The sequence below is a fragment of the Streptomyces sp. NPDC052396 genome, assembly GCF_044593195.1.
GTDB lineage: Bacteria > Actinomycetota > Actinomycetes > Streptomycetales > Streptomycetaceae > Streptomyces.
In genome coordinates this window covers 1-24,027 of the sequence record NZ_JBIUAW010000017.1, presented here as the reverse complement: position 1 = coordinate 24,027, position 24,027 = coordinate 1, and the positions used below count along the sequence as shown (strand labels likewise).

The 24,027-nt window shown below is 71.3% G+C and carries 24 protein-coding genes; 12 read left to right on the top strand and 12 right to left on the bottom strand.

What is annotated here, in order from left to right:
• Positions 1 to 70: 70 nt before the first annotated feature.
• Positions 71 to 1,246 carry an MFS transporter gene (locus ACIHFE_RS30835; protein ID WP_400111814.1) on the top strand — a complete coding sequence of 392 codons (1,176 nt, stop codon included), beginning with the start codon at positions 71 to 73 and terminating at the stop codon, positions 1,244 to 1,246.
• Between the two features lie 172 nt (positions 1,247 to 1,418).
• Here ACIHFE_RS30835 and ACIHFE_RS30830 read toward each other — a convergent pair whose 3' ends face one another.
• Complete coding sequence (locus ACIHFE_RS30830) at positions 1,419 to 2,954, bottom strand: AMP-binding protein (protein ID WP_400111812.1); 1,536 nt, start codon at positions 2,952 to 2,954, stop codon at positions 1,419 to 1,421.
• A gap of 224 nt (positions 2,955 to 3,178) precedes the next feature.
• On the opposite strand from ACIHFE_RS30830, the gene ACIHFE_RS30825 reads away from it, so the two are divergent.
• The 4 genes from ACIHFE_RS30825 to ACIHFE_RS30810 all read left to right on the top strand — a co-directional run bounded on the left by ACIHFE_RS30825 (position 3,179) and on the right by ACIHFE_RS30810 (position 7,557).
• Positions 3,179 to 3,838 carry a winged helix-turn-helix domain-containing protein gene (locus tag ACIHFE_RS30825; RefSeq protein ID WP_400111810.1) on the top strand — a complete coding sequence of 220 codons (660 nt, stop codon included), beginning with the start codon at positions 3,179 to 3,181 and terminating at the stop codon, positions 3,836 to 3,838.
• Complete coding sequence (locus ACIHFE_RS30820; protein WP_400111809.1) at positions 3,838 to 5,154, top strand: sensor histidine kinase; 1,317 nt, start codon at positions 3,838 to 3,840, stop codon at positions 5,152 to 5,154. Before ACIHFE_RS30825 ends, ACIHFE_RS30820 begins: the two co-directional genes overlap by 1 nt.
• Positions 5,151 to 7,100 carry a glycoside hydrolase family 9 protein gene (locus tag ACIHFE_RS30815; RefSeq protein WP_400111807.1) on the top strand — a complete coding sequence of 650 codons (1,950 nt, stop codon included), beginning with the start codon at positions 5,151 to 5,153 and terminating at the stop codon, positions 7,098 to 7,100. The genes ACIHFE_RS30820 and ACIHFE_RS30815 overlap by 4 nt, the downstream gene beginning before the upstream one ends.
• A 109-nt stretch (positions 7,101 to 7,209) precedes the next feature.
• Positions 7,210 to 7,557 (top strand): hypothetical protein, encoded by a 348-nt coding sequence (locus ACIHFE_RS30810; RefSeq protein WP_400111806.1) that lies wholly within the window; start codon positions 7,210 to 7,212, stop codon positions 7,555 to 7,557.
• A gap of 93 nt (positions 7,558 to 7,650) precedes the next feature.
• On the opposite strand, the gene ACIHFE_RS30805 is transcribed toward ACIHFE_RS30810, so the two are convergent.
• The 3 genes from ACIHFE_RS30805 to ACIHFE_RS30795 form a co-directional block, all read right to left on the bottom strand.
• The gene (locus ACIHFE_RS30805) at positions 7,651 to 8,112 is read right to left on the bottom strand and encodes an SRPBCC family protein (protein ID WP_400111804.1); all 462 of its coding nucleotides are present in this window, start codon (positions 8,110 to 8,112) and stop codon (positions 7,651 to 7,653) included.
• A gap of 212 nt (positions 8,113 to 8,324) precedes the next feature.
• Positions 8,325 to 8,954 carry a DUF1707 domain-containing protein gene (locus tag ACIHFE_RS30800; RefSeq protein WP_400111802.1) on the bottom strand — a complete coding sequence of 210 codons (630 nt, stop codon included), beginning with the start codon at positions 8,952 to 8,954 and terminating at the stop codon, positions 8,325 to 8,327.
• A gap of 87 nt (positions 8,955 to 9,041) precedes the next feature.
• Positions 9,042 to 9,617: a TetR/AcrR family transcriptional regulator gene (locus ACIHFE_RS30795; RefSeq protein ID WP_400111800.1), complete on the bottom strand. Its 576-nt coding sequence runs from the start codon at positions 9,615 to 9,617 to the stop codon at positions 9,042 to 9,044.
• 141 nt (positions 9,618 to 9,758) lie between these two features.
• Here ACIHFE_RS30795 and ACIHFE_RS30790 point away from each other — a divergent pair, with 141 nt between their 5' ends.
• On the top strand, positions 9,759 to 10,604 hold the full coding sequence (locus ACIHFE_RS30790) for an SDR family NAD(P)-dependent oxidoreductase (RefSeq protein ID WP_400111798.1): 846 nt from the start codon (positions 9,759 to 9,761) through the stop codon (positions 10,602 to 10,604).
• Positions 10,605 to 10,742: 138 nt separating this feature from the next.
• On the opposite strand, the gene ACIHFE_RS30785 is transcribed toward ACIHFE_RS30790, so the two are convergent.
• Positions 10,743 to 11,375, bottom strand: a complete 633-nt coding sequence (locus ACIHFE_RS30785) for a TetR/AcrR family transcriptional regulator (protein ID WP_400111796.1) — start codon at positions 11,373 to 11,375, stop codon at positions 10,743 to 10,745.
• A 70-nt stretch (positions 11,376 to 11,445) separates the two neighbouring features.
• Between ACIHFE_RS30785 and ACIHFE_RS30780 the strand changes: the two genes are divergently transcribed.
• The 4 genes from ACIHFE_RS30780 (at position 11,446) to ACIHFE_RS30765 (ending at position 16,096) form a co-directional block, all read left to right on the top strand.
• Complete coding sequence (locus ACIHFE_RS30780; RefSeq protein ID WP_400111794.1) at positions 11,446 to 12,339, top strand: NADP-dependent oxidoreductase; 894 nt, start codon at positions 11,446 to 11,448, stop codon at positions 12,337 to 12,339.
• Between the two features lie 487 nt (positions 12,340 to 12,826).
• Entirely contained in the window at positions 12,827 to 13,207 is a 381-nt protein-coding gene (locus ACIHFE_RS30775) for a hypothetical protein (protein WP_400111792.1), read from the top strand.
• Between the two features lie 140 nt (positions 13,208 to 13,347).
• Positions 13,348 to 14,988 (top strand): M48 family metalloprotease, encoded by a 1,641-nt coding sequence (locus tag ACIHFE_RS30770; RefSeq protein WP_400111790.1) that lies wholly within the window; start codon positions 13,348 to 13,350, stop codon positions 14,986 to 14,988.
• 43 nt (positions 14,989 to 15,031) lie between these two features.
• The gene (locus ACIHFE_RS30765; protein WP_400111788.1) at positions 15,032 to 16,096 is read left to right on the top strand and encodes a hypothetical protein; all 1,065 of its coding nucleotides are present in this window, start codon (positions 15,032 to 15,034) and stop codon (positions 16,094 to 16,096) included.
• Positions 16,097 to 16,132: 36 nt separating this feature from the next.
• On the opposite strand, the gene ACIHFE_RS30760 is transcribed toward ACIHFE_RS30765, so the two are convergent.
• Together ACIHFE_RS30760 and ACIHFE_RS30755 are read right to left on the bottom strand one after the other, a co-directional pair.
• Complete coding sequence (locus ACIHFE_RS30760) at positions 16,133 to 17,074, bottom strand: TIGR01777 family oxidoreductase (RefSeq protein WP_400111786.1); 942 nt, start codon at positions 17,072 to 17,074, stop codon at positions 16,133 to 16,135.
• Positions 17,075 to 17,185: 111 nt separating this feature from the next.
• Positions 17,186 to 17,797 (bottom strand): ABATE domain-containing protein, encoded by a 612-nt coding sequence (locus ACIHFE_RS30755; protein WP_400111784.1) that lies wholly within the window; start codon positions 17,795 to 17,797, stop codon positions 17,186 to 17,188.
• Between the two features lie 86 nt (positions 17,798 to 17,883).
• Between ACIHFE_RS30755 and ACIHFE_RS30750 the strand changes: the two genes are divergently transcribed.
• Positions 17,884 to 18,663 carry an MBL fold metallo-hydrolase gene (locus ACIHFE_RS30750; protein WP_400111782.1) on the top strand — a complete coding sequence of 260 codons (780 nt, stop codon included), beginning with the start codon at positions 17,884 to 17,886 and terminating at the stop codon, positions 18,661 to 18,663.
• 736 nt (positions 18,664 to 19,399) lie between these two features.
• Here the strand turns inward: ACIHFE_RS30750 and ACIHFE_RS30745 are convergent.
• Positions 19,400 to 19,924 carry a MepB family protein gene (locus ACIHFE_RS30745; protein ID WP_400111895.1) on the bottom strand — a complete coding sequence of 175 codons (525 nt, stop codon included), beginning with the start codon at positions 19,922 to 19,924 and terminating at the stop codon, positions 19,400 to 19,402.
• Between the two features lie 142 nt (positions 19,925 to 20,066).
• On the opposite strand from ACIHFE_RS30745, the gene ACIHFE_RS30740 reads away from it, so the two are divergent.
• Positions 20,067 to 20,405, top strand: coding sequence for a DUF1330 domain-containing protein (locus ACIHFE_RS30740; protein ID WP_400111781.1), 339 nt, complete (start codon positions 20,067 to 20,069; stop codon positions 20,403 to 20,405).
• A gap of 31 nt (positions 20,406 to 20,436) precedes the next feature.
• Here the strand turns inward: ACIHFE_RS30740 and ACIHFE_RS30735 are convergent, their stop codons facing one another.
• From ACIHFE_RS30735 to ACIHFE_RS30720, 4 genes are all read right to left on the bottom strand, one after another.
• Positions 20,437 to 21,375 carry a GDSL-type esterase/lipase family protein gene (locus ACIHFE_RS30735; protein WP_400111779.1) on the bottom strand — a complete coding sequence of 313 codons (939 nt, stop codon included), beginning with the start codon at positions 21,373 to 21,375 and terminating at the stop codon, positions 20,437 to 20,439.
• Between the two features lie 117 nt (positions 21,376 to 21,492).
• Complete coding sequence (locus tag ACIHFE_RS30730; protein WP_400111777.1) at positions 21,493 to 22,473, bottom strand: TIGR04222 domain-containing membrane protein; 981 nt, start codon at positions 22,471 to 22,473, stop codon at positions 21,493 to 21,495.
• A gap of 147 nt (positions 22,474 to 22,620) precedes the next feature.
• Positions 22,621 to 23,472, bottom strand: a complete 852-nt coding sequence (locus tag ACIHFE_RS30725) for a DUF692 domain-containing protein (RefSeq protein ID WP_400111775.1) — start codon at positions 23,470 to 23,472, stop codon at positions 22,621 to 22,623.
• A 95-nt stretch (positions 23,473 to 23,567) separates the two neighbouring features.
• Positions 23,568 to 23,909, bottom strand: a complete 342-nt coding sequence (locus tag ACIHFE_RS30720) for a histidine phosphatase family protein (protein ID WP_400111893.1) — start codon at positions 23,907 to 23,909, stop codon at positions 23,568 to 23,570.
• Positions 23,910 to 24,027: the final 118 nt, after the last annotated feature.

The following is a 24,027-nucleotide window of genomic DNA, read 5'->3' as shown; positions in this document are numbered from 1 at the left end:
CACGAGCGGGCCCGGGCCCCGCGCCTGCGGCGGCCCGGCAGCCGGGGCGCGGCCGGCTGACCGCGGGGCGGTGGCCGCCTTCCTCGCCGTGGTGCTACGGCTACGGGACGCCGGCAGCGGCTGGGTGACGGCGGCGCTGCTCGCCGAGATCCTGCCCTTTGTGGTGCTGGCACCACTGGCCGGTGCGCTGGTGGACCGTCTTGAATCCCGCGGACTGCTGATCGTGGTGTGCCTGGGGCAGGCGGCGGTCAGCGCCCTGCTGAGTGCCGTTGGCGGTCCCCCGGCCACCATCGCGCTGGTCGCGCTGCTCGGCGCCCAGGCGGCGGTGGAACGACCGGCCACCGGGGCGCTGATACCGCATATCACCGGGGAGGCGGGCGCGACCCGGGGCTATGCCCGGCTCGGCACCGGCCGGGCACTGGGAGCCATCGGGGGGCCCGCGCTCGGCGGGGTCCTCACCGTCGCGAGCGGCGCCTCCACCGTCATGCTGCTCAACGCGGGCAGCTTCCTCCTCCTCGCTCTGGCGCTGACGGCGGTGAGCGCCCGCCGGCGTCCCGCCGGATGCGCTCCGCTCCCCGAGGACGCCGGGACCAACCGGGCCGGGGCCGGGTTCCGGCAGCTGGCACACGACCGCGTGCTGCGGCTGGCCATCCCGCTCACCGCCCTGGCGGCAGGCATCGCCCTGGCCGACAACGTCGCCGCGCCCTACCGGTTCACCCAGGACTTCCACGCCGGGGCGGCCGGCTTCGGCGTCTATGAGGCGCTGTACTCGGCCTGCGAACTCATCGGCATCCAGGCCCTGGCCCGGAAGGCGGGCCGGGGGCAGGAGGAGCGCCTGCTCGCCGCCGGCAATCTGCTGCTGGGCCTGGGCGTGCTGGGGATCGGGCTCGCCGCCGGCTATCCGCTCGCGCTGGCCGCGGCGATCGTGGGAGGCGTGGGCAATGGCATGAGCAACGCCGGCGAGGGGGCGGTGATCAGACTGCGCACCCCCGAGCCCTTGCGGGGCCGGACCTTCGCCGCCGGCGGAGCCCTTGTCCAGGGCATGTCGGTGGTGGGTGCCGCGGCCGGCGCACCGGCCGTGGCGTCCCTCGGGGCGGCCGCCACCATGGTCCTGACCGGCACCCTGGCGGCCACCGCGGCCACCGCCGGCCTGGTGACGGCCCTGCTGCGCCGAGCCGCCGTGGACCCCTCCGGCCGGCCGGGCCGCCCGTCCTCCGACATACGGACGACGGCGCTGCCCGGCTGATCCGGGACGCCCCGGGTCCCGTAACCGGCCGTTGCCCGCCCCCACTTGGCGGGACGATCCCCGCTGCCGGCCGTGCGACCGCCTGCCCGAGGTCTGCACTGCGGCCGGGACACTGCGCGGCAGCGGGGAGGGGGGTACGGGGGCGCGATCGCGCTCCCGCACCACCCGCATGTCACGCAGCCGACTCCTCAACCCGCCGCCGCAGCAGCTTCTTGTCGTGCTTGCCAGCATCGGTCAGCGGCAGCGCTGTGACGAAGTGGATGCCATACGGCTCGTACATCGCCCCGCACCGCTCACGGACCAGCTCGCGCAGCCCGTCCGCGGAGACGTCCGTGCCGGGCGTGGTGACGATCGCGGCGTGCACACGCTCCATGTTGTCCGCATCGCGGACCCCGAACACGGCGCTCTGCCGGACATCCGGGTGGGAGTTGAGCACATCCTCCAGCTCGGTGGTGTACACATGGCCGCCCACCACGATGATCATGTCCTTGAGGCGGTCGACGACGGTCAGATAGCCCTCGTCGTCGATGAACCCGATGTCGCCGGTGTGCAGCCAGCCATCGCGCAACACCTCGGCCGTCAGGGCCGGTTGCTTCCAGTAGCCCTGCATGACCCGCGGAGAACGCACACAGATCTCACCGTGCTCGCCGGTGGGCAGCTCGCGGCCGGACTCGTCCCGGATGACCACCTCGACCTCGGACAGCACCTTGCCGGCGCTGCGCAGCCGCTCGGGCCGTTCGAGGTCGTGGTCCTCGGGCAGGAGCATGCTGATGCCGCCCGCCTCGTTCTGGCCGTAGAACTGCAGAAGGACGGGGCCGAGGCGGCGGACCGCCTCGGCGATCCGCACGGGCGATGCCTGGCAGCCGCCGTAGAGGAGACGGCGGAGGCTGGAGGTGTCGGCGCGGGCGGCGTCCGGGTGGTCCAGGAGCTCATAGAGCAGCGGCGGAAGGAGGAACAGGTCGGTGATCTGCTCGCGTTCGACGGTGGCGAGCACCGTGGCCGGGTCGAAGTCCTCCAGCAGCACCAGGGTGCCGCCCAGGCGGAGGGTGCTGTCCGCGAGGAATCCCGCGGCATGGGCGATGGTGGTGCAGACCAGTTGACGGGGCGTGTACTCCCCGTCCCCCTTGATGGTGTGCGACAGCTTCACCTGCTCATAGGTGCTGCATATCCCCTTGGGGTGGCCGGTGGTACCGCCGGTGTGCCGGATGCCGGCTATGTCCTGCGGTTCGGCCAGGCTGGCGAAGGGGTCCGCGGAGTGTCCGGCGGCCAGTTCGAGCAGGTCCGCGCCGGTCTTGGCGGGCCCGAGCACCAAGACCTTGTCCACCGGGGACAGTTGGGTCACCTCGGCCGCGCGGTCGGCGAGGCGCGGGTCGACGATCAGCGCACGGGTCTCCATGTCCCGCACAATGGCGGCCTGAACCTCGGCCGAGAGCTTGTTGTAAAGGTGGTTGACGCGGCAGCCCAGCAGATTGGCCGCATACCGCGCGGCGATGATCTCGGGCAGGTTCCCGCTCAGGAGGGTGACGGTATCGCCGCGGCCGATGCCCTCGGCCTGCAGCGCTCTGGCCATCCGGTGGACGAGCCCATGGAACTCCCCCACGGTGACCTGGCGCCCCTCGTGGATCAGCGCCACACGCCCGGGGTCGTCACCCATGCCGTCGAGGTTCTCCTCCACGTAGCTGAGTAACGTCGGCGTGGTGTCAGTCATGTCTGCCCTTTCGCTAATAATTGCCTTAGGCACCCATACCCTATGATGCCCGTTCCCAGTGGCAACTCCAAGTCCCTGCCGTTTCACTGAGGCCCGTCCGATCCTGCCTGCCCGGCAACCGACCGGCTTCCTCAGGGCACTTCACACCGACGCCTGGACCGAGGACGCCGGCCGCCCCGGCCAGCCCCCACAACTCCCGCCACAACAACCTAGGCTTGTCCGTTATGCGCGTACTGATCCTGGAAGACGACCCCGAGCTCGGCCCCGTACTGGCCGACGGCCTGCGCGAGGACGGCCTCGCCGCCGACCTCGCCACCACCCTGGCCGAGGCCGACCTCAAGCTGGCCGTCAACGACTATGACTGTGTGGTGGCCGACCGGTCCGTCCCCGACGGCGACGCGCTGCAACTGGTCGCCGCGCTGCGCGCCACCGGATCCACCCTGCCCGTCCTGCTGTTGACGGCACTGGACTCGATCGGCGACCGGGTCGCCGGATTCGACCACGGCGCCGACGACTACCTGGTCAAGCCTTTTGCCTTCGCCGAGCTCGCCGCCCGGGTGCGCACCCTGTGCCGGCGCGGCCAGAGCACCCGCCCGGCCCTGCTGCACGCCCGGGACCTGGAAATGGACCTGCCCCGGCGCCGGGTGCGCCGGTCCGGCACCCTGCTCGCCCTCACCGCCAAGGAGTTCGCGGTGCTGGAAGTGCTGATGCTGCGGGCCGGCGAGGTGGTCACCCGCAGCGAGCTGATCGAACGGTGCTGGGATGAATCAGGCGAGCCCATGTCCAATGTGGTCGATGTCCTCATCGGCCAGCTACGCCGCCGGCTGGGCGAGCCACAGCCCATAGAGACGGTACGCGGCGTCGGCTACCGCCTGCTCGACTGATGCCCGCCACCACCTCCCGCACCCCCGCCCGGCTGCGCCGGGCCCGCTGGGTGACCACCTTGCTGTTCGCCACCGCGACCACCGGCTGCCTGGTCGCCCTGGCGGTCTTCGCCGCCCGGCTGGACGCCGGATCCCGCACCGCCGCCCTCGACCATGAGGCGGACATCCGGGCGGTCGGCCTCTCCCGCGCCGTCTGGTCCACCGCCGGCCAGGTGCACCTGGAACCACTGCGCGAGGACGAACTCACCCAGGGGGCCGCCGCGTTCGCCGTCCTCCAGGCGCCGGCCGCGCCGGGCGGCGCCATACGGATGGTGACCCGCTCCGGAGCGGCCCTGCCGCCCGCCGCCCAACTGCGCGCGGTCTGGGAGCGGTTGGTGACCGATGAGGAGACCGTGGTGAAGTTCACCGCGCCCTCCGGCGACGGCCGCACCCTGCGCTGGGCCGCCTCCCCGGTCTGGGACCGGCAGATCGACGCCGCCGTCCTGGTCGGCGTGGACCCGGCCGGGCAGCAGCACGCCCACCGGACCCTGGTCCACCGGCTCGCCTGGGGCTGCGCCGCCCTGGTCGTCCTCGCCGCCGGCCTCGGCCATCTGCTCTCCTCGCGGGCGATGCGCCCGGCCCTGCGCGGCCTGGAGCAACAGGAGCAGTTCCTCGCCGAGGCCGCCCATGAGCTGCGCACCCCGCTGGCCACCCTGCGCCTGGTGCTGGAACAGGGCACCGCTCCCGGACGGGCCGCCCCGGCCCTGGGCACCGCGCTCGGCCTGGTCGACCGGCTCGGCCGGCTGGTGACCGGGCTGCTGGCCCGCGCCCGGGTGGAGGCGGGCCTGCGCGAGGCCGAACTCACCCCGCTCCGCCTGGACCAGATCGTGGAACTCACCGTCGACGAACTGCCGGACCGTGGCGCGGTCACCGTCAGCACCGAACCGGCCGTGGTGCGCGGGGACCCCGAGCTGCTGGCCCAGGCGGTACGCAACCTGGTGGAGAACGCCCTGCGGCATGGCGGCGGTTCGCCCCGGCACCCGGTGGCGGTCACGGTCGTACCCGGGCTGGTGACCGTCCGGGACCATGGCCCGGGAGTGCCACGCCAGGACCGGGAGAAGGTCTTCCGCCGGGGCGTCGGCGCGGGCCCGCACACCGGCACGGGCACCGGCCTGGCCATTGTGCGCTGGGTGGCGCGACTGCACGGCGGCAGCGCCCGCCTGCTGGACGCACCCGGTGGTGGGCTGCTCGCCGAACTCCGTCTGCCCCCGGGGCCCGGCGAGCAGCCCACCGCCTCATCGTCATCTCATCAAGGGGACAGCACAGTGAGCCCATGACCGTTACCCCCCGCTCCCTGCGACAACCCTGCCCGCGCACGGCGGCCCTCCTGGCCGCCATGGTGAGCATCAGCGCGATAGCCTGCGCGCTGCCCGCCCCAGGCCCGGGCGCCGACCGCCCCGGGAACCGCCTGGCCATCCGCGTCGACCAGGCCGGCTATGCCGTGGGCGAGTCCAAGCTCGCCTTCGTCATGGGCACCGAGGAGGCCCTCGGCCGGACCCGGTTCCGACTGGTGGACGACCGGGGACATACGGTGCGCACCGGAAGAATGGGCCCGGCGACCGGCCGCTGGAACGACACCTACACCTCGGTCCGCACCGTGGACCTGTCGGCCGTGGACACCCCGGGCACCTACCGCCTGGAGCTGACCGGGGCCGCTTCCGCCACCTCGCCCGCCTTCCGGATCGCCCCGGCCCGGGAGCTGATGACCCCGCTGGTCGAGGATGGTGTGCGGTTCTTCCAGGCCCAGCGCGACGGCTCCCGGGTGCTGCCCGGCGCACTGGCCCGCAAGCCGTCCCATCTGACCGACCGCACGGCGACCGTGTATGCCACGCCACGCTATGACGCCGACGGCAAGAAGCTGCTGGACGACCGCCTCACCCCGGTCGGCGGACCGGTGGACGTCTCCGGCGGCTGGTCCGACGCCGGCGACTTCCTCAAGTTCACCCACACCACGTCCTATGCGGTGGCCCAACTCCTGCTGGCCCGGCGCTCGATGCCCGCCGCCCAGGGGCTCGATGCCGAGGCCCGGCATGGACTGGAGTGGCTGGACAGGATGTGGGACGGGCGCACCGGCACCCTCTACGCCCAGGTGGGCATCGGCCAGGGCAACGCGGAGACGGCCGGCACCATCCGCTCCGACCACGATGTCTGGCGGCTGCCCGAGGCGGACGACGCCCTGGACGCCCCGCCGGGCCACCGGGACCACGCCATCAAATACCGCCCGGTGTTCCGGGCCAACTCCCCCGGCGACCGGATCAGCCCCAATCTGGCCGGGCGGCTGGCCGCGGTGTTCGCCCTCGCCGCCCAGCGGGAAGCCCGGCATGACCCCGCGGCGGCCAGGGAATGGCTGGCCAAGGCGGCGGCCGTCTACAACCGGGCCGACACCGGCCCGCGCGGCAAGCTGGTGACCGCATTCCCCGCCGCCTTCTACCCCGAGGACGTCTGGCAGGACGACATGGAGTTCGGCGCCACCGAACTCGCCCTGGCCGCCCGGGACCTGGATGACGACCGGGCCGATGCCTGGCGCGATCAGGGTGCCCGCTGGGCCCGGGCCTACCTGGGCGAGGACGCCAAGGGCACGCTGGGCGTGGCCGATGTCAGCGCCCTGGCCCACACCGATCTGCTGCGGCTCGCTGCCGACGGCTCGGGCACGGGTATCTCCCGGGACGAGCTCCTGGGCGATCTGCGCCGCCAGCTGGACGAGGGCATGGCCCGCGCCGCCAAGGACCCGTTCCGGGCCGGCGCCGTCTACACCGAGAGCGACTCCGCGCCGCACGCCTTCGGCCTGGTCGCCACCGCCCGTCTCTATGCCGGGGCCTCCGGCGACCACCGCTATGACGCCTTCGCCGCCGGGCAGCGCGGCTGGGCCCTGGGGGCCAACTCCTGGGGCACCTCCTTTGTGGTAGGAGCGGGCGAGACCTTCCCGCACTGCCCCTCGCACCAGGTCGCCAATCTCGCGGGCGGCCACCATGGCAAGGGCGCCATCCTGCGTGGAGCCGTCGTCAACGGGCCCAATGAAGCCAAGGAGTTGACGCCCGACAACCTCAACACCTTTGACACCATGCGGCCCTGCGCCGCCCAGCCGCCCGGCGGCGGTTCCTGGCATGACTTCGACGGCCATGGCGGCGGCTATCTGGACCATGTGGGCGCCTGGCAGACCTCCGAACCCGCACTGGACTACACGGCGACGGCCCTGCTCGCCTTCGCCCTGACGGCGGGCTGAGCCGGCCGGGCCGGCAGGTGTCGCCACCTGTTCGCTCCGGCTTCGTTAGCGAGGGGTGGGCAACGCCCTTTCCATCAGCAAAGCCGGAGCACTGAGGAGTACTGAACCAATGAACCTGCGCTGTCTTCCCGCGACGGCGGGATCCGTTCTCGCCACGGCCGCTCTCCTGGTGCTCGGCACCCCTGCCGTGTCGCATGCCGACTCGGCGGACTGCCATATCCTCAGGTCGGCCACCGCACCGTCGAAGCTCACGGTGACCTGCGGCGTGCCGGGGCCGGATTTCCCGATCATGAAGCAGGAGGTGGAGCGGACCACCCGTTTTGTGACCCCTGCCCTGCGGAATCTGCATGGCTGCGGCGATCTCACCCAACGCCATGCCTTCCTGCACTTCGAGGCCCGCGACAGATGCCCGGCCACCGCTCACTACCTCACCGTCAACGGCGACTTCTGGCGCTGACCCGGCGGCATGTCCGCCCGCAGCCGACCGCCGTCCCAGGGGGCGAGCGGTCGGCTGGGCGCGGATACCGTGCCCCGCGTCCGCCTCTCGCTGTCAGCCGCCCGGCCTGATACGGCCGCGCCAGCCGCCCGTCTCACCACCGCGGTTCTCGATGTAGTCCTTGAAGCGCCGCATATCGCCCTTGACCCGCCGGTCGATGGTGCCGGTCAGGTCGGCGGCCTTCTCCACCGCTCCGCGCGGCTCCACGTCCATCACCAGCTCCACCCGTGTGTGGGCGTCGTCCACACGCCGGAAGCTCACGGTGCCCTTCTGCTGGGTGTCGCCGTTGACGGTCCGCCAGGTGATCCGCTCGTCGGGAAGCTGGTCGACGATCTCGGTGTCGAATTCCCGCCGCACGCCACCGATCTTGGTGGTCCAGTGGTTGTGGCTGTCATCGATCTGCCGGACGTCTTCGACCCCCTCCATAAAGTTCGGGAACTCCTCGAACTGCGTCCACTGGTTATAGGCGGTGTGGAGGGGTACATCGACCTCTACAGCCTCTTTCACCCTGGTCATCAGGGACTCCTCGCTCTCGTCGCACAGCGAGCCGGCTATGCCACCTCGCTCGGCATACTCCTTCGGGTACCCCTTTGCGCCCACTTATGCGGCAGCCATGGGTGAAATGGCGGGCGGGCCCGAAACGGCGATCCCGCTGCCCCCGCGGGATCGCGCGGCCGTCCCGGCGCGGATGCCGGCCCGGGCCGCGCGCCCTCCCTCCGTGGACCGGCTTACCGGGAGCCGATCGCCTTCAACTCGCGCTCCAGCCGGCGCCGTTCCCGCGCCTTGGGGTGGCGGATGACGACACCCGCCAGGCCGGCCGTGCCGGAGAGGCGGACCAGAGGGGTGTCCGGGGAGTGGTCAGGGGTGGTCCTGTCCTTGACGCCGCCCAGGCCGGATTCAACGCCGTCCGTCTCGGCGGACCAGTTGTCGGGTATGACGATCGTGACGCCGGCCATCTGCCCATGGACCTCGATATCAAGGGATCGCAGCGGGCATTCGACCTGGGTGAAGTCGAGAACGACCCCGCCCATGCCCCCATAAGCCGTCAAGCGCGGCGGTACCTTCCACCGGCCCCTGCGGACAACGCCATGCATCCCGCCCTTGAGCACCAGGGGGCCGTCCCGCACAACCTCCTGACCGTGCCCCTGCCCCTCCAGACCCTGCAAATCGGCCAGCAATGCGGCCAGTTCGCCATGCGTCCTGGCGTTGAGCGCCTGCTCGAGTCGTTCGTCCAGCTCGTCGAAGTCGAGACGGCCCTCAACTGCCGCCCGCTGAAGGTGTCCTACGGCCGATTCACGGTCGGCATGCGAGGCGCGCTGTTCGCTCCAAGGAGCGGCTTGTGGGAACACTGCTGTCATGACTACAAGCTTAGGGACGGCGCCTGCCCGGCCGCCCCCGGAAGTCCCCTGAGCAGACCCTGAACCAACCCCTACGGGACCTCCGGGTCAGTGGTCCGTTCCATAGCGGAGTCCGTCCAGGATCAGATCGAGGAGGCGGCCGGCTCGTTCGCGTTGGCCGGAAGTGCTGGTGACCAGCGAGACGCCGGAGAGGCTGAGACCGACATCGAGCGGGTCGATGTCCGAGCGCAGCAGACCGGCTTCGGCGCCGGCGTGCAGCAGGGTGCTGATCGCGGTGCCGAGCTTGTCGAGAGTCTCGGCGAAGGGGTCCGCACCGGAGGCGACCGCGGCCCGCAGGGCTTCCGCCATGCCCTGCTTGGCGGTCAGATAGTCGATGAACCGGTCCATCCACCGGCGCAACGCCTGGTCCGGCGGGAAATCGGCCAACAGCTCCGCGACGCTGTCGCAGACCCGGACCAGCTCATTGCGGTAGGCCGCTTCGACCAGCGCCTCGCGGGTGGGGAAGTGGCGGTAGAGCGTGGCCGAGCCGACCCCCGCGGCCTTGGCGATCGCGTCGATCGGAACGTCCGCGCCCCGCTCGGCGAAGGCGCGCACGGCGGCTTCGAGGATGCGTTCCCGGTTGCGGCGGGCATCGGCGCGCAGCGGGCTCGGGTGGCTGGTCAAGGTGTTCCCTTCGTCGGAAGAGCCAGTCTAGCTGGACAACCGGGGACTTCCCCGGTTAGCGTCGAAGCTAAGTGGGGAACTCCCCGCTTATTGCCCAGGGCCTGTTCGACAGGCATTTCGACAGGCATGAGGAGAACCCTGATGAGCTCCCCGAAGACCGTCCTGATCACCGGAACCTCCTCCGGCATCGGCCTGGCCATCGCCATCGCCGCCGCCCGGGCCGGCTGGACCACCATCGCCACCATGCGCGACACCGGCAAGGCCGAGGCCCTGCTCAAGGCCGCCGCCGAGCACAAGGTCACCGACCGTATCCAGGTCAAGCGCCTGGATGTGGTCGGCCCCGAGAGCATCGCCGCCTGCCTGGACGAGGTGATCGCCGAGCATGGCCGCCTCGACGCCCTGGTCAACAACGCCGGCGCCGCCCAGGTCGGCACCATTGAACTGAGCAGCCTCGACGATGTCCGCACCGCCATGGAGGTCAACTTCTTCGGCGTGGTGTCCGCCACCCGCGCCGCCCTCCCCCACCTGCGTGCCTCCCAGGGCCGGGTGATCACCGTCACCAGCGTCGGCGGCATCGTCGGCCAGCCCTTCAACGAGGCATACTGCGCGGCCAAGTTCGCCGTCGAGGGCTTTATGGAGTCTCTCGCCCCCGTCGCCGCCACCTTCGGCGTCGATGTCACCGTGGTCGAACCGGGTGCGGTGGCCAGTGAGTTCGTCGCCAACCTCGGCCTCGACATCCCCGCCCTGCTCGCCGAGGCCGGGCCCTACGCCCCGGCCCTCCAGGCGTACATCGCCCGCACCCAGCAGGCCTTCGGCAACGCCCAGACTCCGGCCGAGGCCGCCGCCCCGGTCATCGAGGCCCTGACCGGAGATCGCCCGGCCTTCCGGATCCAGACCTCCGCATGGGCCCGCGAGTTCGTCGGCACCAAGCTCACCGACCTCGACGGCTCGGCCGTCCAGACCCTCACCGGCAACTGGGTCCGCTGAACCACCGGCCGCACGGAACGGGACGCAAGGCGGCCGGGCGGCATCGGAAGCCGACCGTGGGCATCACCGATTCACGGCCGGCGCTCCGAACCCGGCGTCGGGCCACCACTTGGCGCTGGAGGACCGCACCGTCTGCGGTCACGCACCCCCCACCGCCGGGGGCTGTGCAGTCTGTTCGTTGTCCTTGTCCTTGCGCAGCGGGAAGGCGACCTCCCAGGCCGCCTCGATCATCCGGAAGATCTCGTCCACCGCGGCCTCCGGATCGGCCGCCTCACGGGCCAGCGAATGGGCGTCGATCACAAACCTCGCGATCGACCGGCAGGCCGTGGTGGTCGGCGACAGGCCGAGATCGGCGGCGATGGCCGTTGCCAGCGATTCCGCATGGCGTAGCCTCATCGCCCCCTCGTACTCCCGCAGGGCGGGTGATTCGTCGATCATGCGCCAGATCGGGGCGGCATCGTCCCCCGCGCAATGCCGCACCATGGCCCGCATCTCGCGGCGCAGCGCGGGGATGCACGGCTCATCCGGCCCCCGGCCGGAGACAGCCCGCGCGAGGCGTTTCTCGAAGTCCTCGTCCTGCTCGAACACCAGGGCCTCTTTCGAGGCGAAGTGGGAGAAGAGCGTGGTGACGGCCACGTCGGCCTCGGCGGCCACCTCGCGGATACCCACCGCGTCATACCCGCGCTCCAGGAAGAGCCGCAGGGCGGCGTCAGCGATCTTCTGACGGGTCGCGGCCTTCTTGCGCTCACGACGTCCGGACGGCACGGTCATGCCCTGACGCTATCAAATACAAAGGCGGAACAGTTCCAAAACACTAACCGTTAGGGTTATGGTCGGCCGCATGAAGAGAGTGAGCTTCGCCGAGTTCGGCGGCCCGGACGTTCTGCACCTCATGGATGCCGAGGAGCCCCACGCGGGCCCCGGCCGGATACGCATCGCCGTGCGGGCGGCGGGTGTGAACCCCGTCGACTGGAGAATCCGTGAAGGCCAGATCCTCAAGGCCCATCCGATCGAGTTGCCCTCCGGAGTCGGGCTGGACGCCTCCGGGGTGGTGGACGAGATCGGTGAGGGCGTCGAAGGGGTCAGGGTCGGCGACCATGTTTTCGGCGAAGGCTCCAGCACCTATGCCGAGTTCGCCGTACTGTCCGCCTGGGCCCGCATGCCCGAGGGCCTGACGTTCGAGGAGGCGGCCGGATACCCCTCCGTGGTGGAGACCGCGCTGCGCATCATCCGCGAGGTCGGTGTGCGGTCCGGGCAGACGCTGCTGGTCAGCGGTGCGTCCGGAGGAGTCGGATCGGCGGTGCTGCAGATCGCCCGCGACCGGGGCATCACGGTGATCGGCACGGCCGGGGCCGCGAACCAGGACTACCTGCGCAGCCTGGGTGCCATCGCCACGACCTATGGCGAGGGCTGGGTCGAGCGGGTGCGGCGGCTCGGCCAGGTCGACGCGGCTCTCGATCTGGCCGGCTCGGGCGTGATCCGCGAGCTCATCGAGCTGACCGGGGATCCGCAGAAGGTGATCTCCATCGCCGATCTCGGTGCGCCGGACCTCGGTGTCCGGTTCTCCGGCGTGGCCGGGAGCGTTCCGGAAGCACTCGCCGAGGCCGTCCGCCTTATCTCGCGGGGAAAGCTCCATATCCCGGTCGAGAAGTCGTACCCGCTCGCCGAGGCCGCGGCGGCGCATATCGACAGCCAGGCCGGTCATACGCGAGGGCGCCGGGTCCTGGTCGTCTGAGCCGTTTCCCGCGCCGGGTACGACCGGGATCGGCGGCCTCGCTCCCTTCGCAAGGCCCCTGCTCGGTGCGGTCGTTCTGCGACTGTCGAACCGGCGGGTCACGTTCTGGACGGTTGGGTGTCCGGTGTGGCCGACGGCGGCCGCACCGGGCGCCTGGCCGGCCCGGCGGTGTGCACAAGGTCCCGTTCTCCTGGGGGCGTTCGGTAGCCGGCCCGGAGAACACCGCCAAGTCCCCTGAGCGGAAGTACTCATGACACCCGCCGCTGAGGTGCGGGAAGGTCGGTACATGACGACGACCAGGACAAGGACCGGGTTCCGGCTCGGAATACTTCCGATGGCGGCGCTGGCGATACTGGCGGCCGGATGCGGAACGGATCGGTCCGGGGATGACGCCGGCGCGGCCGGGCCCTCGCGCCCCGCGGCGGCAACGCCCACCGCACCCATGGACTTCCCATGCCCCGGCGAGAGCCCCACGCCGACGCCATCGATGCCGGCGGACACCATGGACCCGGCCACACCACCCACCGACCACTACGCCGAGAACAACGGCTTCAAGTTTCCCCTCCCGCTGCACGGACAGCGCCGCTGCGAGGGGCTCGCGGCCGCCAAGCGGATCGAGACCGCGCTCGAACCGCTGCGCAGACGCGGTGACTTCAGTGTGGGGAGCGCCCGTAGCACGCTCATCCGCCTTGGCTATCCGGCCGGGAAGGTACGGGTGCACCAGGACGGCTCCCCCGGGATCAGCTTCCTCATCGACACGACCGCCATATGCCTGGAGGGCACCATGAACCCCTCCTCCGCCCGGGCGGACTCCTTCGGCGGCTACCCCGACCACTTCGGCTGCGACGTTCCCTCCGGCGGCCATTGACCGATGCGCTCCGGCGCTGCCGCTCACCAGCGCGAGGTACGCCGCCCAGGCATCAGCGAAAATCCCAACGCCCACCCGCAAATCGCACATACGATGCCCCCATTCCAATGCCTTGACAAAATCTGGGGGGACTCTGCCCTGTGGGCGCATCCCTGCGCGCGCTGCGCGCACTTCTGCTGCTGGCTGGTTTTTATCTGCTCGCCCTTGTCGTTCTCGGCGTACTCATCGGCGCCGATGTCGCGGTCTGGAGCCAGGGGGTACATCCGGCCTCGATCAAACTGACCGTGATACTGGCCCTGTTGGGCTTCCCGGTGCTGCGCGGCGTCTTCGCCTTCGGCCGGGGCGGGGGCGACGAGCTGCCCGGGCTAGCGGTCGGTGAGGCCGAGCAGCCCGAACTGTGGCGCACCGTACGTTCGTTGGCCGAGCGGTCCGGCACCCGGGCGCCCGACGAGATCCTGCTCACCGGGGAGGTGAACGCCGCCGTTGCCGAGGACGCCCGGCTGCTGGGTCTCCTGCGCGGGCGGCGTCGCCTCTACCTCGGTGTGCCACTGCTGGCCGGCCTGTCCGGGCCCCAGTTGCACTCGGTGATCGCCCATGAGCTGGGCCACTACGGCAACGCCGACACCCGGCTGACCGGTATCACCCGGCGCGGCCGCGACTGTGTGGGGCGGACGGTCGAGGCGTTCCGGGAGCGGGAGCAGCAGCGGATCGGCAAGGAGCGGTCCCGGCAGGAGCGGAAGGCCGCCAAAGCGCTGAGCAAGGGCCGCAGGGCCAAGCGGGTGGACACTCGGGGTGCCGGGTTCGGCTACCGGATGATGGCCAAGCCGTTCCAGACGTATGCCCGCTTCTATCTGCGGGCCACACACAGCGTGGCCCGGCAGCAGGAGCTCGCCGCCGACCGGATCGCGGCCGGGGTGGCGGGCCGCGATGCCACGGCCTCGGCGCTGCGGGAGATCGCCGTCCTGGACGCGGCCCAGGACTTCTACCTGAACAGCTATGCCACGGTGGGCGTCCCGGTGGGGCTCCTCCCGCCGCGCGGCGAGGTCTTCGGCGGGCTGCGTCACCTCCTTGCCGACCCCCGGCGCCGGTCCAGGCTGGCGGAGCTGCGCGACGAGCTGCCGCCGGCGGAGGTGACACCGTATGACTCGCACCCGCCGGTGGCCGAGCGGGTGCGGATCATCGAGGCCCTGCCGGACGACGGCCGTGCGGTGGCCACCGCCGGACCCGCACTGGCGCTGCTGCGCGACCCCGAGCGGGTGCTGGCGGAGCTCGAGGGCGCCGTCCTCACCCCGGAGGCGCTGGCGCTGGAGCGGGTGACCTGGCCGGAGCTGGTGCACCGGGCGATGCGCCAGCAGGCCGAGGAGGCGGCGCAACCGCTGCGGATGGCCCTGATGGCGGCCGGGCTGTCAACGGGCAGCGCTTCGGGGGACGTTGCCGCCCTGCTGGACGCCGCCGACATGGGGCGGCTGTGGCTTGTCGCGGACCACCTCCCCAAGTCGCCGGAGGCGGCGCGGGCGACCGGCCGGGCGGCGCGCGAGTTCCAGCGCCCCGCGCTGGCGGCGGGGCTGCACCGGCTGGCCCAACTGGCCCTGGTGGAGGAGACCGGAGCCTGCTGGGAGCTGTCCTGGTCCGACCGGGCGCGGCTCCGGCTGCCGGCGAACGGCACCGGCACCGGCACCGGCACCACGGAGGACACGGAGGAAGCGGTGACGGCCGCGGTCCGGGCAGCCGTCACCGACATCCCGGACACCGCATCACTGCGCACCCTGCTCGCTTGCTGAACCGACGCCCCGAACCCGACCGGATATCCGGAGACCTTTATCCATGATCAGGATCGTCCCCATCGCCATCCTCGCCCTGACGCTGTTCTTCTGGCTGCGCAACAAGCGGCGTTCGGCGAAGGCCGCCTCGCTCGCCGCCAAGGCCGGTGCCGGCCTGCTGCCACCGGAGCGGCAGCGGACCGACCGGGCCTTCCCCGACCCCGAGGCGGACGCCGTCCTGGCCGCCCTGGCCCGGGACGACTGGCAGCCCGCCGCCCGGGCGCTGGCCGCCGCCGGCACGGACTGGGAGCGCCGCTGCCATCTCGTCGAGATCATCGCCGGGCCGGCGGCCAAGGAGGACGGCTGGCTGCGTGCCTGGCAGGCGGCGCGCCCGGACGACCCGGACGCGGCCGTGGTCCACGCGGCCGCGAAGGTGTGCCTCGCCTGGGAGATCCGCGGCTCGGGCTGGGCCAGGAACACCACCGTCGAGCAGTTCGCCGGCTTCCACCGGGTGCTGCGGGAGGCCCAGGAGGACTTCGCCCGGGCCGAGGCGCTGGCCCTGCCGGGTGACCCCACTCCGTACATCCAGCAGATCCCGCTCCACAAGGGGCTCGGCGCCCCGCATGAGACGCTGCACAAGCTGTGGGACGAGGTCACCGCCCGCGCCCCGTACCACTACGCGGCCCACTGCGGCGCCCTTCAGTACTGGTGCGCGAAGTGGCAGGGCTCCGCGGAACTCGCCCGCGACTTCGCGGCCCGCGCCGCGGCCTCGGCGCCGCCCGGCAGCCTGCTGACCCTGCTGCCGGTCATCAGCTGGTACGAGCACCACGACAGTGACGCCCCCAGCGAGGCATACGGCCGGCCGGAGACGCGGGCGCTGACCGATGCGGCCCTGGTGGACATCGCGGCGGCCCGCCCGGACCACCCCGGCCTGGCCGGCGCCCGCCACCTGCTGGCCTACTTCCTGACCAAGCAGGGCAGACACGAGGCGGCCCTGGAGCAGTTCCGGCAGGTGGACGGCTATGTCAACGCCACGCCGTGGCGCTACTACACCGACCCGGCGAAGGTCTACTGCGCCTACCGGCAACGGGCGCTCAGGGGCGCGCTCGCCGGTGAGCGCGGCAGGTGACCCCGCGCCCGGTGCCCAACCCGGCACGGTCCGCCTTCACCGCTGCCGTACCCGCCGCACCAGGTCGGGAGCGGCGTGCTGCCACCGCTGGTAGTCGAAGGCGAAGCCGGACTCCATCAGGCGGCCCGGCACAACGCGGCGGCTTTTGAGGAGGAGTTCGGTGTCGGTGCGCAGGGCGAAGGCACCGATCCCGGCCATCCACTTGGTGGCCGGCAGGCCGACCGGCATCCCCCAGGAGGTGCGCAGGGTGCGCATAAACGCTCGCTGTGGAAGGGGGCCGGGGGCGGCCAGATTGACCGCCCCCGCGAGGTCCTCCCTGTCGATCAGGAACTCGATGGCACGGACGAAGTCCTGGTCGTGGATCCAGGAGATGTACTGGGCGCCGCCCGCCACGGGCCCGCCCAGGCCGAGCCTGGCCAGCCACAGCAGCACGTCGAAGACACCGCCACGGTCCGGGCTCATCACCATGGCCGAACGCAGGGCGATCTTCCGGGTGTCCGGGGTGGTGGCATCCTGTTGCGCCTGCTCCCAGCGCCGGGCGATGTCGACGCTGAAGGCCCAGTACCCCGGAACTCCCGGTTCGTCGCCGCCGATGACACCGGTCCGCTCGTCGTTGGGCACGTCATGGCGGTGAGCGTAGATGGTGGCGGTGCTCATCTGGAACCAGACACGCGGCGGGCGGCGGGCGGCCGCGATGGCCTCACCGACGACTCGGGCGGAGTCCACTCGGGAGTCCATCATCTCCCGGAGGTTGTCCTCGGTGTAACGGCAACTGACGCTCCGTCCGGCCAGGTTGATCACAACATCGCTGCCATTGAGCTCCTCCGCCCAAGGGCCCGGATTCCGGCCGTCCCAGCGGACATCACCGGCGCGCGACGGGCGCCGGGTGAGCACCACCACCTCATGTCCGGAGGCGGTCAGAGCACGGCGCAGGATCGTCCCCACCTGGCCCGTCCCACCCGGTATCACGACCTTCATCCCGTACCCCCAAGGCAGTCCGGATCCCGGGCCCGGGCACAAGCCCGGCCATACACCGAATCCTTCCACCACCCCCTGGCCCCACCGTCGCCGGGGCGGTGGAGACCCGTATCAGCCCCCGCCGGCCTGTGTTCGGCGGGCATAGGCGCGGGCCGCCCGGGCGCGGTCGCCGCAGCGCACCGAGCACCAGTGGCGGCGGGCGTGGGTGCGCAGCAGATAGCGCCGGCAGGGGGGCGAGCCACAGGCGGCGAGCCGCTCGGCATCGGGGCCGGTGAGCAGGTCGGCGGCGTCGGCGGCGAGTACGGCGAGGGCGTGGCTGACGATCTGGTCGGTGGGATGCGCTTGGACCCGGTGCAGGCCCTGGATGGCATCCCAGCGCAGCAGCGCGGCGGCCGGGGCGCTGGTGAGGGCGTCGTTGACGGCACGCAGTGCGTCGTCCGGCGCGGGAAGGGCGTCGATCCGGGACCTGAGCAGGGCCCGCAGGTGATCCCGCAGGGCGCGCAGCCGGTCCGTGCACACCGCGTAGAGCTTGGTGTCCGCCGGTGCGAGGTCGTGTTCGATGAGCCAACTCGCCGCGGCCCCGGGCGAATCAAGCAGGTCCAGGTGCTGGCCGCCGGGCAGGTCGAGTGCGGTGTTGGCGAAGTCGAGCGCACGGTAGCGCTCCGCGCCCGGTGCGGGCGGCGGGACCGAGTGGGCGGGCTCGCCGGTCGCTGTCTCCTTCATGGTTCTCATGTTAATCGTTGCGCTTCTCCATGAGACTCCGCTACCTTCCTCTCACGGAAAACTTCTCTTTCAACCGTGAGGACATCATGGCCGGCAGCACCAGCACGCCCCTCGAGCAGATCCCCGTCAGCGTCTTCGGCGGTCCGACCGCCCTGATCGAGTACGGCGGACTGCGGTTCCTGACCGATCCCGCCTTTGACGCCCCCGGCGAGTACCCCCGTGGCAACGGCTATGTCCTTACCAAGACCGCCCCCGCCGCCGTGGCCCCCGCCGAACTCGGCCCGGTGGACGTGGTGTTGCTCTCGCATGACGAGCACCCCGACAATCTCGACCACTCCGGCCGGGCGCTGCTGGCCGACGTCCCCCTGGTCCTCACCACGCACGGCGGCGCGGGGCGCCTGGGCGGCACCGCCCGTGGCCTGGCCGCCTGGGAGACCGTCAGCCTGCCCCGCCCCGACGGCGGCACCGTGACCGTGACCGCCACTCCCGCTCAGCATGGGCCCGAGGGCTGCGAACCCGTCACCGGCGAGGTGATCGGATTTGTCCTGACCGCCGCCGACCTGCCCACCGTCTATGTCAGCGGCGACAACGCCTCGCTGGCCCTGGTCCAGCGGATAGCCGACCGCTTCGCCCCCGTGGACACTGCCGTCCTCTTCGCCGGCGCCGCCCGGACCGCCCTGTTCGACGGCGCCCTGCTCACTCTGGACAGCACCCAGACCGCCGAGGCCGCCGCCATCCTCGCCGCGCGCCGGGTGGTCCCCGTCCACTTCGACAGCTGGGGCCACTTCACCGAGGGGCGCACGCACCTGATCGATGCCTTTGCGGCGGCCGGGCTGCTGGACCGCCTGGAACTGGGAACGGACTGAGCCGGCCCGGACCGGCCACGGCCCTTCACCCTGTGGGCAACAGGGCACTACGGGCGAGGACTTCGGGGGCTACGGGGGCTACGGGGGCTACGGGGAAGGACGCCTGGGTCGCGGATGACCACTTCCCGTGCCGCGCGCGGAAGGCGACGGACTGCCACTTCCGTGGACCCCCAGCAGGAAGCCAGCCAGCCACACGGAACCTGTGTACTCGAGGCGACCAGATCGGGAACGGCTTCGCTCGACAGCCGTTCGTCCGCCCTTTGGAAATCATCATGCGGCTCGCAAAGCCTATGGAATTCATCACCCGCCTGCTCCGCCGTCAGCTCGGAACGGAAGTGGAAGGTGTCCACGAACTCGTTCCAGCTGCGCACCAGTTTGGGCGGCCCGGCCTCCGGGCGCCGCACCGAGTAGCCCAGTGGAGGTGCCCGTTCCCTGGATGGTGCGGACCCCGCTGGGCAGTTCCCTGACATAGACGCCGGGAGCGATATCTGCGCACATGCCGGGTGCAGTACCCATCCCCACGCGCTCGGCCGCATCTATATCCCCGACCGAGCGCTAAACCACTCAGGGGTGTGAGTGGCACCCGTCGCACTACGTCTGTACCTGATGCGTAACGGCACTGGCTTTGTCTCCTTGGCCGGTGCGGCGTCCGCGGACGCGTGGACGCCGCGAAGGTGCCGACCGAGAAGTCGGCTGCGCCGGTCGCATAGTTCCCGTCCGGCCCCGCAGCCGGCACCTACGGGTGATAGAGGGCGTGGGCGCGTCCCGGGTCGGCGGGCCCGTCCTGGCCGAGGTGGAAGAAATAGTTGACCTGCCATGCCTGCGTACTGCGGGCCTGCCGGTTGGTCGTGGTCACCCATGGTGGGTAGACGCGGAATCCGCGTTTCCCGCCGGAGCCGTTGCGGGAGAAGATGTCGTGCTCGCACAGTGCTTCGCGGGGGAACACAAACTGTCCGAAGCCGCCGTCGTCGCGGCTGCTGATGACGAGGAGGTCCACCCCGTCGTCGGCGTCAAAGGGCCGGGTCCGCCCCTCCTCGGACCGCTGCCACACGGTGACGAACTGGCCCACCTTCGTCGGGGTGGTCCTGGCCACGCGGAACCGGACCGAGCGGCCGTCGAGAGTGAACCCGCAAGCCGCGTAACCAGCACTCTCCGGTTCGGGCACCGGCAATGAGCAGACGAAACCACCCGGTTCGTACACCAACACCTTCGCCGCCAGCAGGTCATCGTGAAGCTCTGCCCACAACTGATTCGTCACCACCCCGTCATCCTGCCACTGCGACCGCCCGGTAACTGGCCTCTTACCCCGCAGGTAATCGACGGGCCCGGCGACCGACGGCAGGCTGGTCACCGAAGGCCGAACCACCCCGCCCCCACCCCGTCCGAAGCCACAGGAGCGTTCCATGACCGCCTATGCCATCGCCCACTTCCACCGCACCAGCAACCACCCCGAGGTCATCGAGTACATCGAACGGATACAGGAAACCCTCGACCCCTTCGGCGGGAGGTTCCTGGTCCATGGCGGCGAGCAGTACGAGTTGGAGGGCCGCTGGGCGGCGGCGGTGGTCATCGGGTTCCCGGACCTGGCCAACGCCCGGGCCTGGTACGGCTCCCCCGCCTACCAAGGCATCCTGCACCTGCGCACGGACCACACCCAGGCCGATGTTGTCCTCATCGAGGGCGTCGCACCGGACTACGATCCAGCCACCACCGCGGCGGCCCTGCGCCAAGCGGCATCATAGGGCGCGCCGACAGCCGGTAACCGCTCGATCCTCAGCGGCTGATGGAGTCGAGGTACCGGTAAAGAACCCGGTGCCCCTCGGAGTTGGGGTGCAGGCCGTCGACAAGCAGTTCCGGCCTGCCGCGCAGCGGCTCCCACATATCGAGGAAGTCCACATAGCTCTCGGCGCACCAGGCGCGTATGGACTCACGCAGACTCAGCGCGCGCTCCTCGGTGAAGCGCAGACCTTCGTAGTCGCGGGTGCGTGCCTCATCAAGCCATATCGGTCCCATGACCACGAGTCGTGCGTTATGGGTCAGGGCCATGGCGGCCAGGGCGGTGAGATTGTCCGCGATGTCCGCCGACCAGTCGCGGGGAGTCCCTGCGTCGGCGAGCGGCAGGGCGGAGTCATTGATGCCGGCGGCGACCAGGAGGGTGTCGGGCAGCCGGGGAGCCAGCAACGGCGGCGTCTGCTCGCCGACACCGGTCAGGGTGCTGCCGGGGATGGCCAGGTTGAACAGCCGGTGTTCGGCCTCGTTCCCGGCGATATGGGCAGCCGCCAGGCGGGCTGCCCAGCCGCCCTGCGGGTCGCAGCGCCCATAGGCGATGCTGTCGCCCGCGATCACGATGCGCGCTGCCGCACGCAGCGGTTTCGCGTCCAGATAGGCCCAGGCGCTCTCCCCGGAGGAAAGCAGCACCCGCCGGCGGACGTAGTCATCCACCTCATAGGCATCGGCTGCGGCCAGGTCCTGATCCGTGAGGTGCAGCACGGCGCCCTCGACCGCGGCGCCGATCTTGCGCTCCAGGGTCAGGTGCACATCGAGTCCACTGGTGCTGATCACGGACGGATCGGTGATCGGCAGGGGCCTGGTCGTATAGCCGGCCAGCGATGCCGCGGAACTCGGCACGGCTCGGCCGAACAGAGCGGTCTGCACTCGTTTGTCCAGCAACGTGCCGAAGGAAAACAGGGTATGGGGGCGGGACTCGGTCACCGTGAACGCCGTTGCCTTTCTTCCGGAATGATCCGTTCACCCTAACGAAGCGCCGAGCTCGCCTTTCTCCGGGCTGGTCGCCCTACGGGCTTGCAACCATGCCCGCCTGTTTTATGGTCAGCCTCCGCAGCCGCAGCCGCATCCCCCTCCGCACCCACCACAACCACTGTGCCCACCACCATGGTGGCCTCCGCCATCGCCATGGCCGGTTCCGCAACCGCAGCCGACGGCCGAGGCGCCGGCCACGCCCGCAGAACCGGTAGCGGCCGTTCCGACCGCGGTGCGGGCCGCCCGTTCCAACCGCCGACGGGTCCCGAACTCATCGATCAGGAGGCGCACTTCCGCGTCCTCAAGGCCGGGCACCTCATTCGCACGGCACAGCGCGAACAGCCTGAGGCTGCCGACGGTCCGGGCATCGAGGCCCAGGCCGTCCGGCGACCAGGAGGCGTTCTCGTTCAGGGACGCCCGCCAGGCCCGTCCGGCTCTGGTGGGCCGCTCGGGCCGGTGGAGCCGGAAGCCGATCAACGGTACGGCGCCGAGGGCCAGCAGGAGGACAAAGGCGAGCAGGGCCCATGGGCCGCCGTCTCCGGTCGCCGTGGCGAGCGGTACGGTGACCACTCCCACCACCAGCGCCACCACCAGCATCCACCCATGGAACTCACGGACGTTGGCCAGTGCCGGGTCGGGGCCGGGCGTCTCGGCCGGGGTGAGCAACCCCTGCCGGGCCAGCCGGTCACCAATGGCCCGGACCGCCCGGCCGCGGAGAACCGGTCGCCCCATCGCGTTCAGCTTCTGCCGGCGGCTCTCGCCCAACGCGGCGATGATCGCGGCCTCGACCTCGTTCACCGGCGCGGGATCGGTCACCGTGACCGTGCCGGAGCGCGAGACGATCAGCCGGCCTTCGAGCCGCATGGCCACCAGCGCGGTCACCACCATGCGTGGCGCGCCACCGCTGAGGTAGGCAAGGTCGTACAGCGAAAGGTCGTGCGCCGTCAGGCCGTTGGGCGGCGAGGGCCATGCCTCCGGCCCTGACCCACGCAGCCGCCAGGCGCCCACGGCCACCAGCACGCCACAGATGAGGAAGGGTATGGCCCACATGGTGTCCCCTCGGGTCTCGGGGCGGTCGGTACCGCGTACGCGGGCAACGGGTCCCCCGGGACGACGGAAGCCGGCGCCGCACGCGGGTGCGTGGTCGCAGCCAGTGTGCCAGGGCTCATCACTCGCGGCCCGCTGTCCGGGCGGCATTCACCGGTCAGCTGGGTGTGCCCACGGCCCCGGGGCACTCGCCCGAGCACCCACCACGCCCGTGATCACCGCCAGCTCGGCGGCGAGTTCGCCGGGCGGCGGGTAGTTCCCGTCCCGCTCCAGCAGCACTCCCGGCGGCACCGTCCGGGCACACAGCTCTGCCAGCAGCTCCAATACCGGCTCGGACAGGGGGTGTTCATGGGTGTCGTGCCAGATGCCGCCGTCCAGCCGGCCGCCCGCCACATGCACATAGGCGATCGCCTCCAGCGGCAGCCGGTCGAGCTCGGCCGGCACATCCACGCCCAGGTTGATGCGCCCGGTGTACAGGTTGGCGACATCCAGCAGCAGCCCCACGCCCGTCCGCTCCACCAGTTCGGCCAGAAACTGTGCTTCGGTCAACTCATCGCCAGGCCAGGAGAAAAGGGCCGCTATGTTCTCCAGGGCCAGCGGAACCGGCAGTTCCTGCTGGGCGATCCGGACGTTCTCCGTGATCACCCGCAGCGTTTCCCGGGTACGCGGCACCGGCAGCAGATGTCCCGCCTCCAGCCCGCCGCTCCTGACAAACGCCAGGTGCTCGGTGACCAGAGGGGCGGACAACGCCCCGGCAGCCCGGGCCAGTCGCGCCAGCCTCGCCCGCTGCGGAGGCTCGGCCCCGCCCAGTCCCAGCCCCACTCCATGGGGCACCACGGGGACACCACGTTCCCGGAGCAGACGGATGGAGACGGGCAGTTCGTCCGGGCAGATGTGCTCGGCGACCACCTCCACCCATTCCACGCCCGGGAGTTGCTCGACCACGACATCGATCTCCTCCCGCCAGCCGATGCCCACCCCGAGTCCGGGCCAAGACCCCATCACGCCCCCTCTCCCGCCGCGGGCTCCGACCGTACCCCCGGCCTCACCACACGCAACCGGGTCCTTCGCGCCGGCCCACCCCTCCCATTTGTCCGTTATGGCGGTGCGAGCCCCTTCAGGTGGGCGGACGCACCGTACTCAGCGAGCCGCAGCCGGATACGGTCGCCGGTCCACCGGGAGATCGACGCGTTGGGCACCGGAGTGAGATCCGGTACCGGACTGCCCAGTCCGGCCAGAACATGGCGCACGGCCACCGCCACCGCGTCATGCGCCACCACCAGGACCCGCCGACCGGCCGCCGCGTCCCGCAGCTCCACCGGGAGATCCCGTAGACGCACCGCCACATCGGCCAACGACTCACCACCCGGCGGACGGTAGAACCACTCCCCCACGCGGGCACGCCGCTCCTGTGGTGAACGCCACCGCGCGGCGGGCAGCGGAGAGGGCGGCGGCCCCGGCTGGTGTGCCGGGTGCCGCCGCCCTCTTGGCGTACTGCTACTGCTACTGATCAGTAGGCGGAGTTGACGTTGTCCATGGAGCCATAGGTCTTGGCCG

Coding starts and splice junctions, on each gene's coding strand:
- ACIHFE_RS30830 (WP_400111812.1), bottom strand. CDS start 2,954: ATGACTGACACCACGCCGACGTTACTCAGCTACGTGGAGGAGAACCTC.
- ACIHFE_RS30825 (WP_400111810.1), top strand. CDS start 3,179: ATGCGCGTACTGATCCTGGAAGACGACCCCGAGCTCGGCCCCGTACTG.
- ACIHFE_RS30820 (WP_400111809.1), top strand. CDS start 3,838: ATGCCCGCCACCACCTCCCGCACCCCCGCCCGGCTGCGCCGGGCCCGC.
- ACIHFE_RS30815 (WP_400111807.1), top strand. CDS start 5,151: ATGACCGTTACCCCCCGCTCCCTGCGACAACCCTGCCCGCGCACGGCG.
- ACIHFE_RS30810 (WP_400111806.1), top strand. CDS start 7,210: ATGAACCTGCGCTGTCTTCCCGCGACGGCGGGATCCGTTCTCGCCACG.
- ACIHFE_RS30805 (WP_400111804.1), bottom strand. CDS start 8,112: ATGACCAGGGTGAAAGAGGCTGTAGAGGTCGATGTACCCCTCCACACC.
- ACIHFE_RS30800 (WP_400111802.1), bottom strand. CDS start 8,954: ATGACAGCAGTGTTCCCACAAGCCGCTCCTTGGAGCGAACAGCGCGCC.
- ACIHFE_RS30790 (WP_400111798.1), top strand. CDS start 9,759: ATGAGCTCCCCGAAGACCGTCCTGATCACCGGAACCTCCTCCGGCATC.
- ACIHFE_RS30785 (WP_400111796.1), bottom strand. CDS start 11,375: ATGACCGTGCCGTCCGGACGTCGTGAGCGCAAGAAGGCCGCGACCCGT.
- ACIHFE_RS30780 (WP_400111794.1), top strand. CDS start 11,446: ATGAAGAGAGTGAGCTTCGCCGAGTTCGGCGGCCCGGACGTTCTGCAC.
- ACIHFE_RS30775 (WP_400111792.1), top strand. CDS start 12,827: ATGCCGGCGGACACCATGGACCCGGCCACACCACCCACCGACCACTAC.
- ACIHFE_RS30765 (WP_400111788.1), top strand. CDS start 15,032: ATGATCAGGATCGTCCCCATCGCCATCCTCGCCCTGACGCTGTTCTTC.
- ACIHFE_RS30760 (WP_400111786.1), bottom strand. CDS start 17,074: ATGAAGGTCGTGATACCGGGTGGGACGGGCCAGGTGGGGACGATCCTG.
- ACIHFE_RS30755 (WP_400111784.1), bottom strand. CDS start 17,797: ATGAAGGAGACAGCGACCGGCGAGCCCGCCCACTCGGTCCCGCCGCCC.
- ACIHFE_RS30750 (WP_400111782.1), top strand. CDS start 17,884: ATGGCCGGCAGCACCAGCACGCCCCTCGAGCAGATCCCCGTCAGCGTC.
- ACIHFE_RS30740 (WP_400111781.1), top strand. CDS start 20,067: ATGACCGCCTATGCCATCGCCCACTTCCACCGCACCAGCAACCACCCC.
- ACIHFE_RS30730 (WP_400111777.1), bottom strand. CDS start 22,473: ATGTGGGCCATACCCTTCCTCATCTGTGGCGTGCTGGTGGCCGTGGGC.
- ACIHFE_RS30725 (WP_400111775.1), bottom strand. CDS start 23,472: ATGGGGTCTTGGCCCGGACTCGGGGTGGGCATCGGCTGGCGGGAGGAG.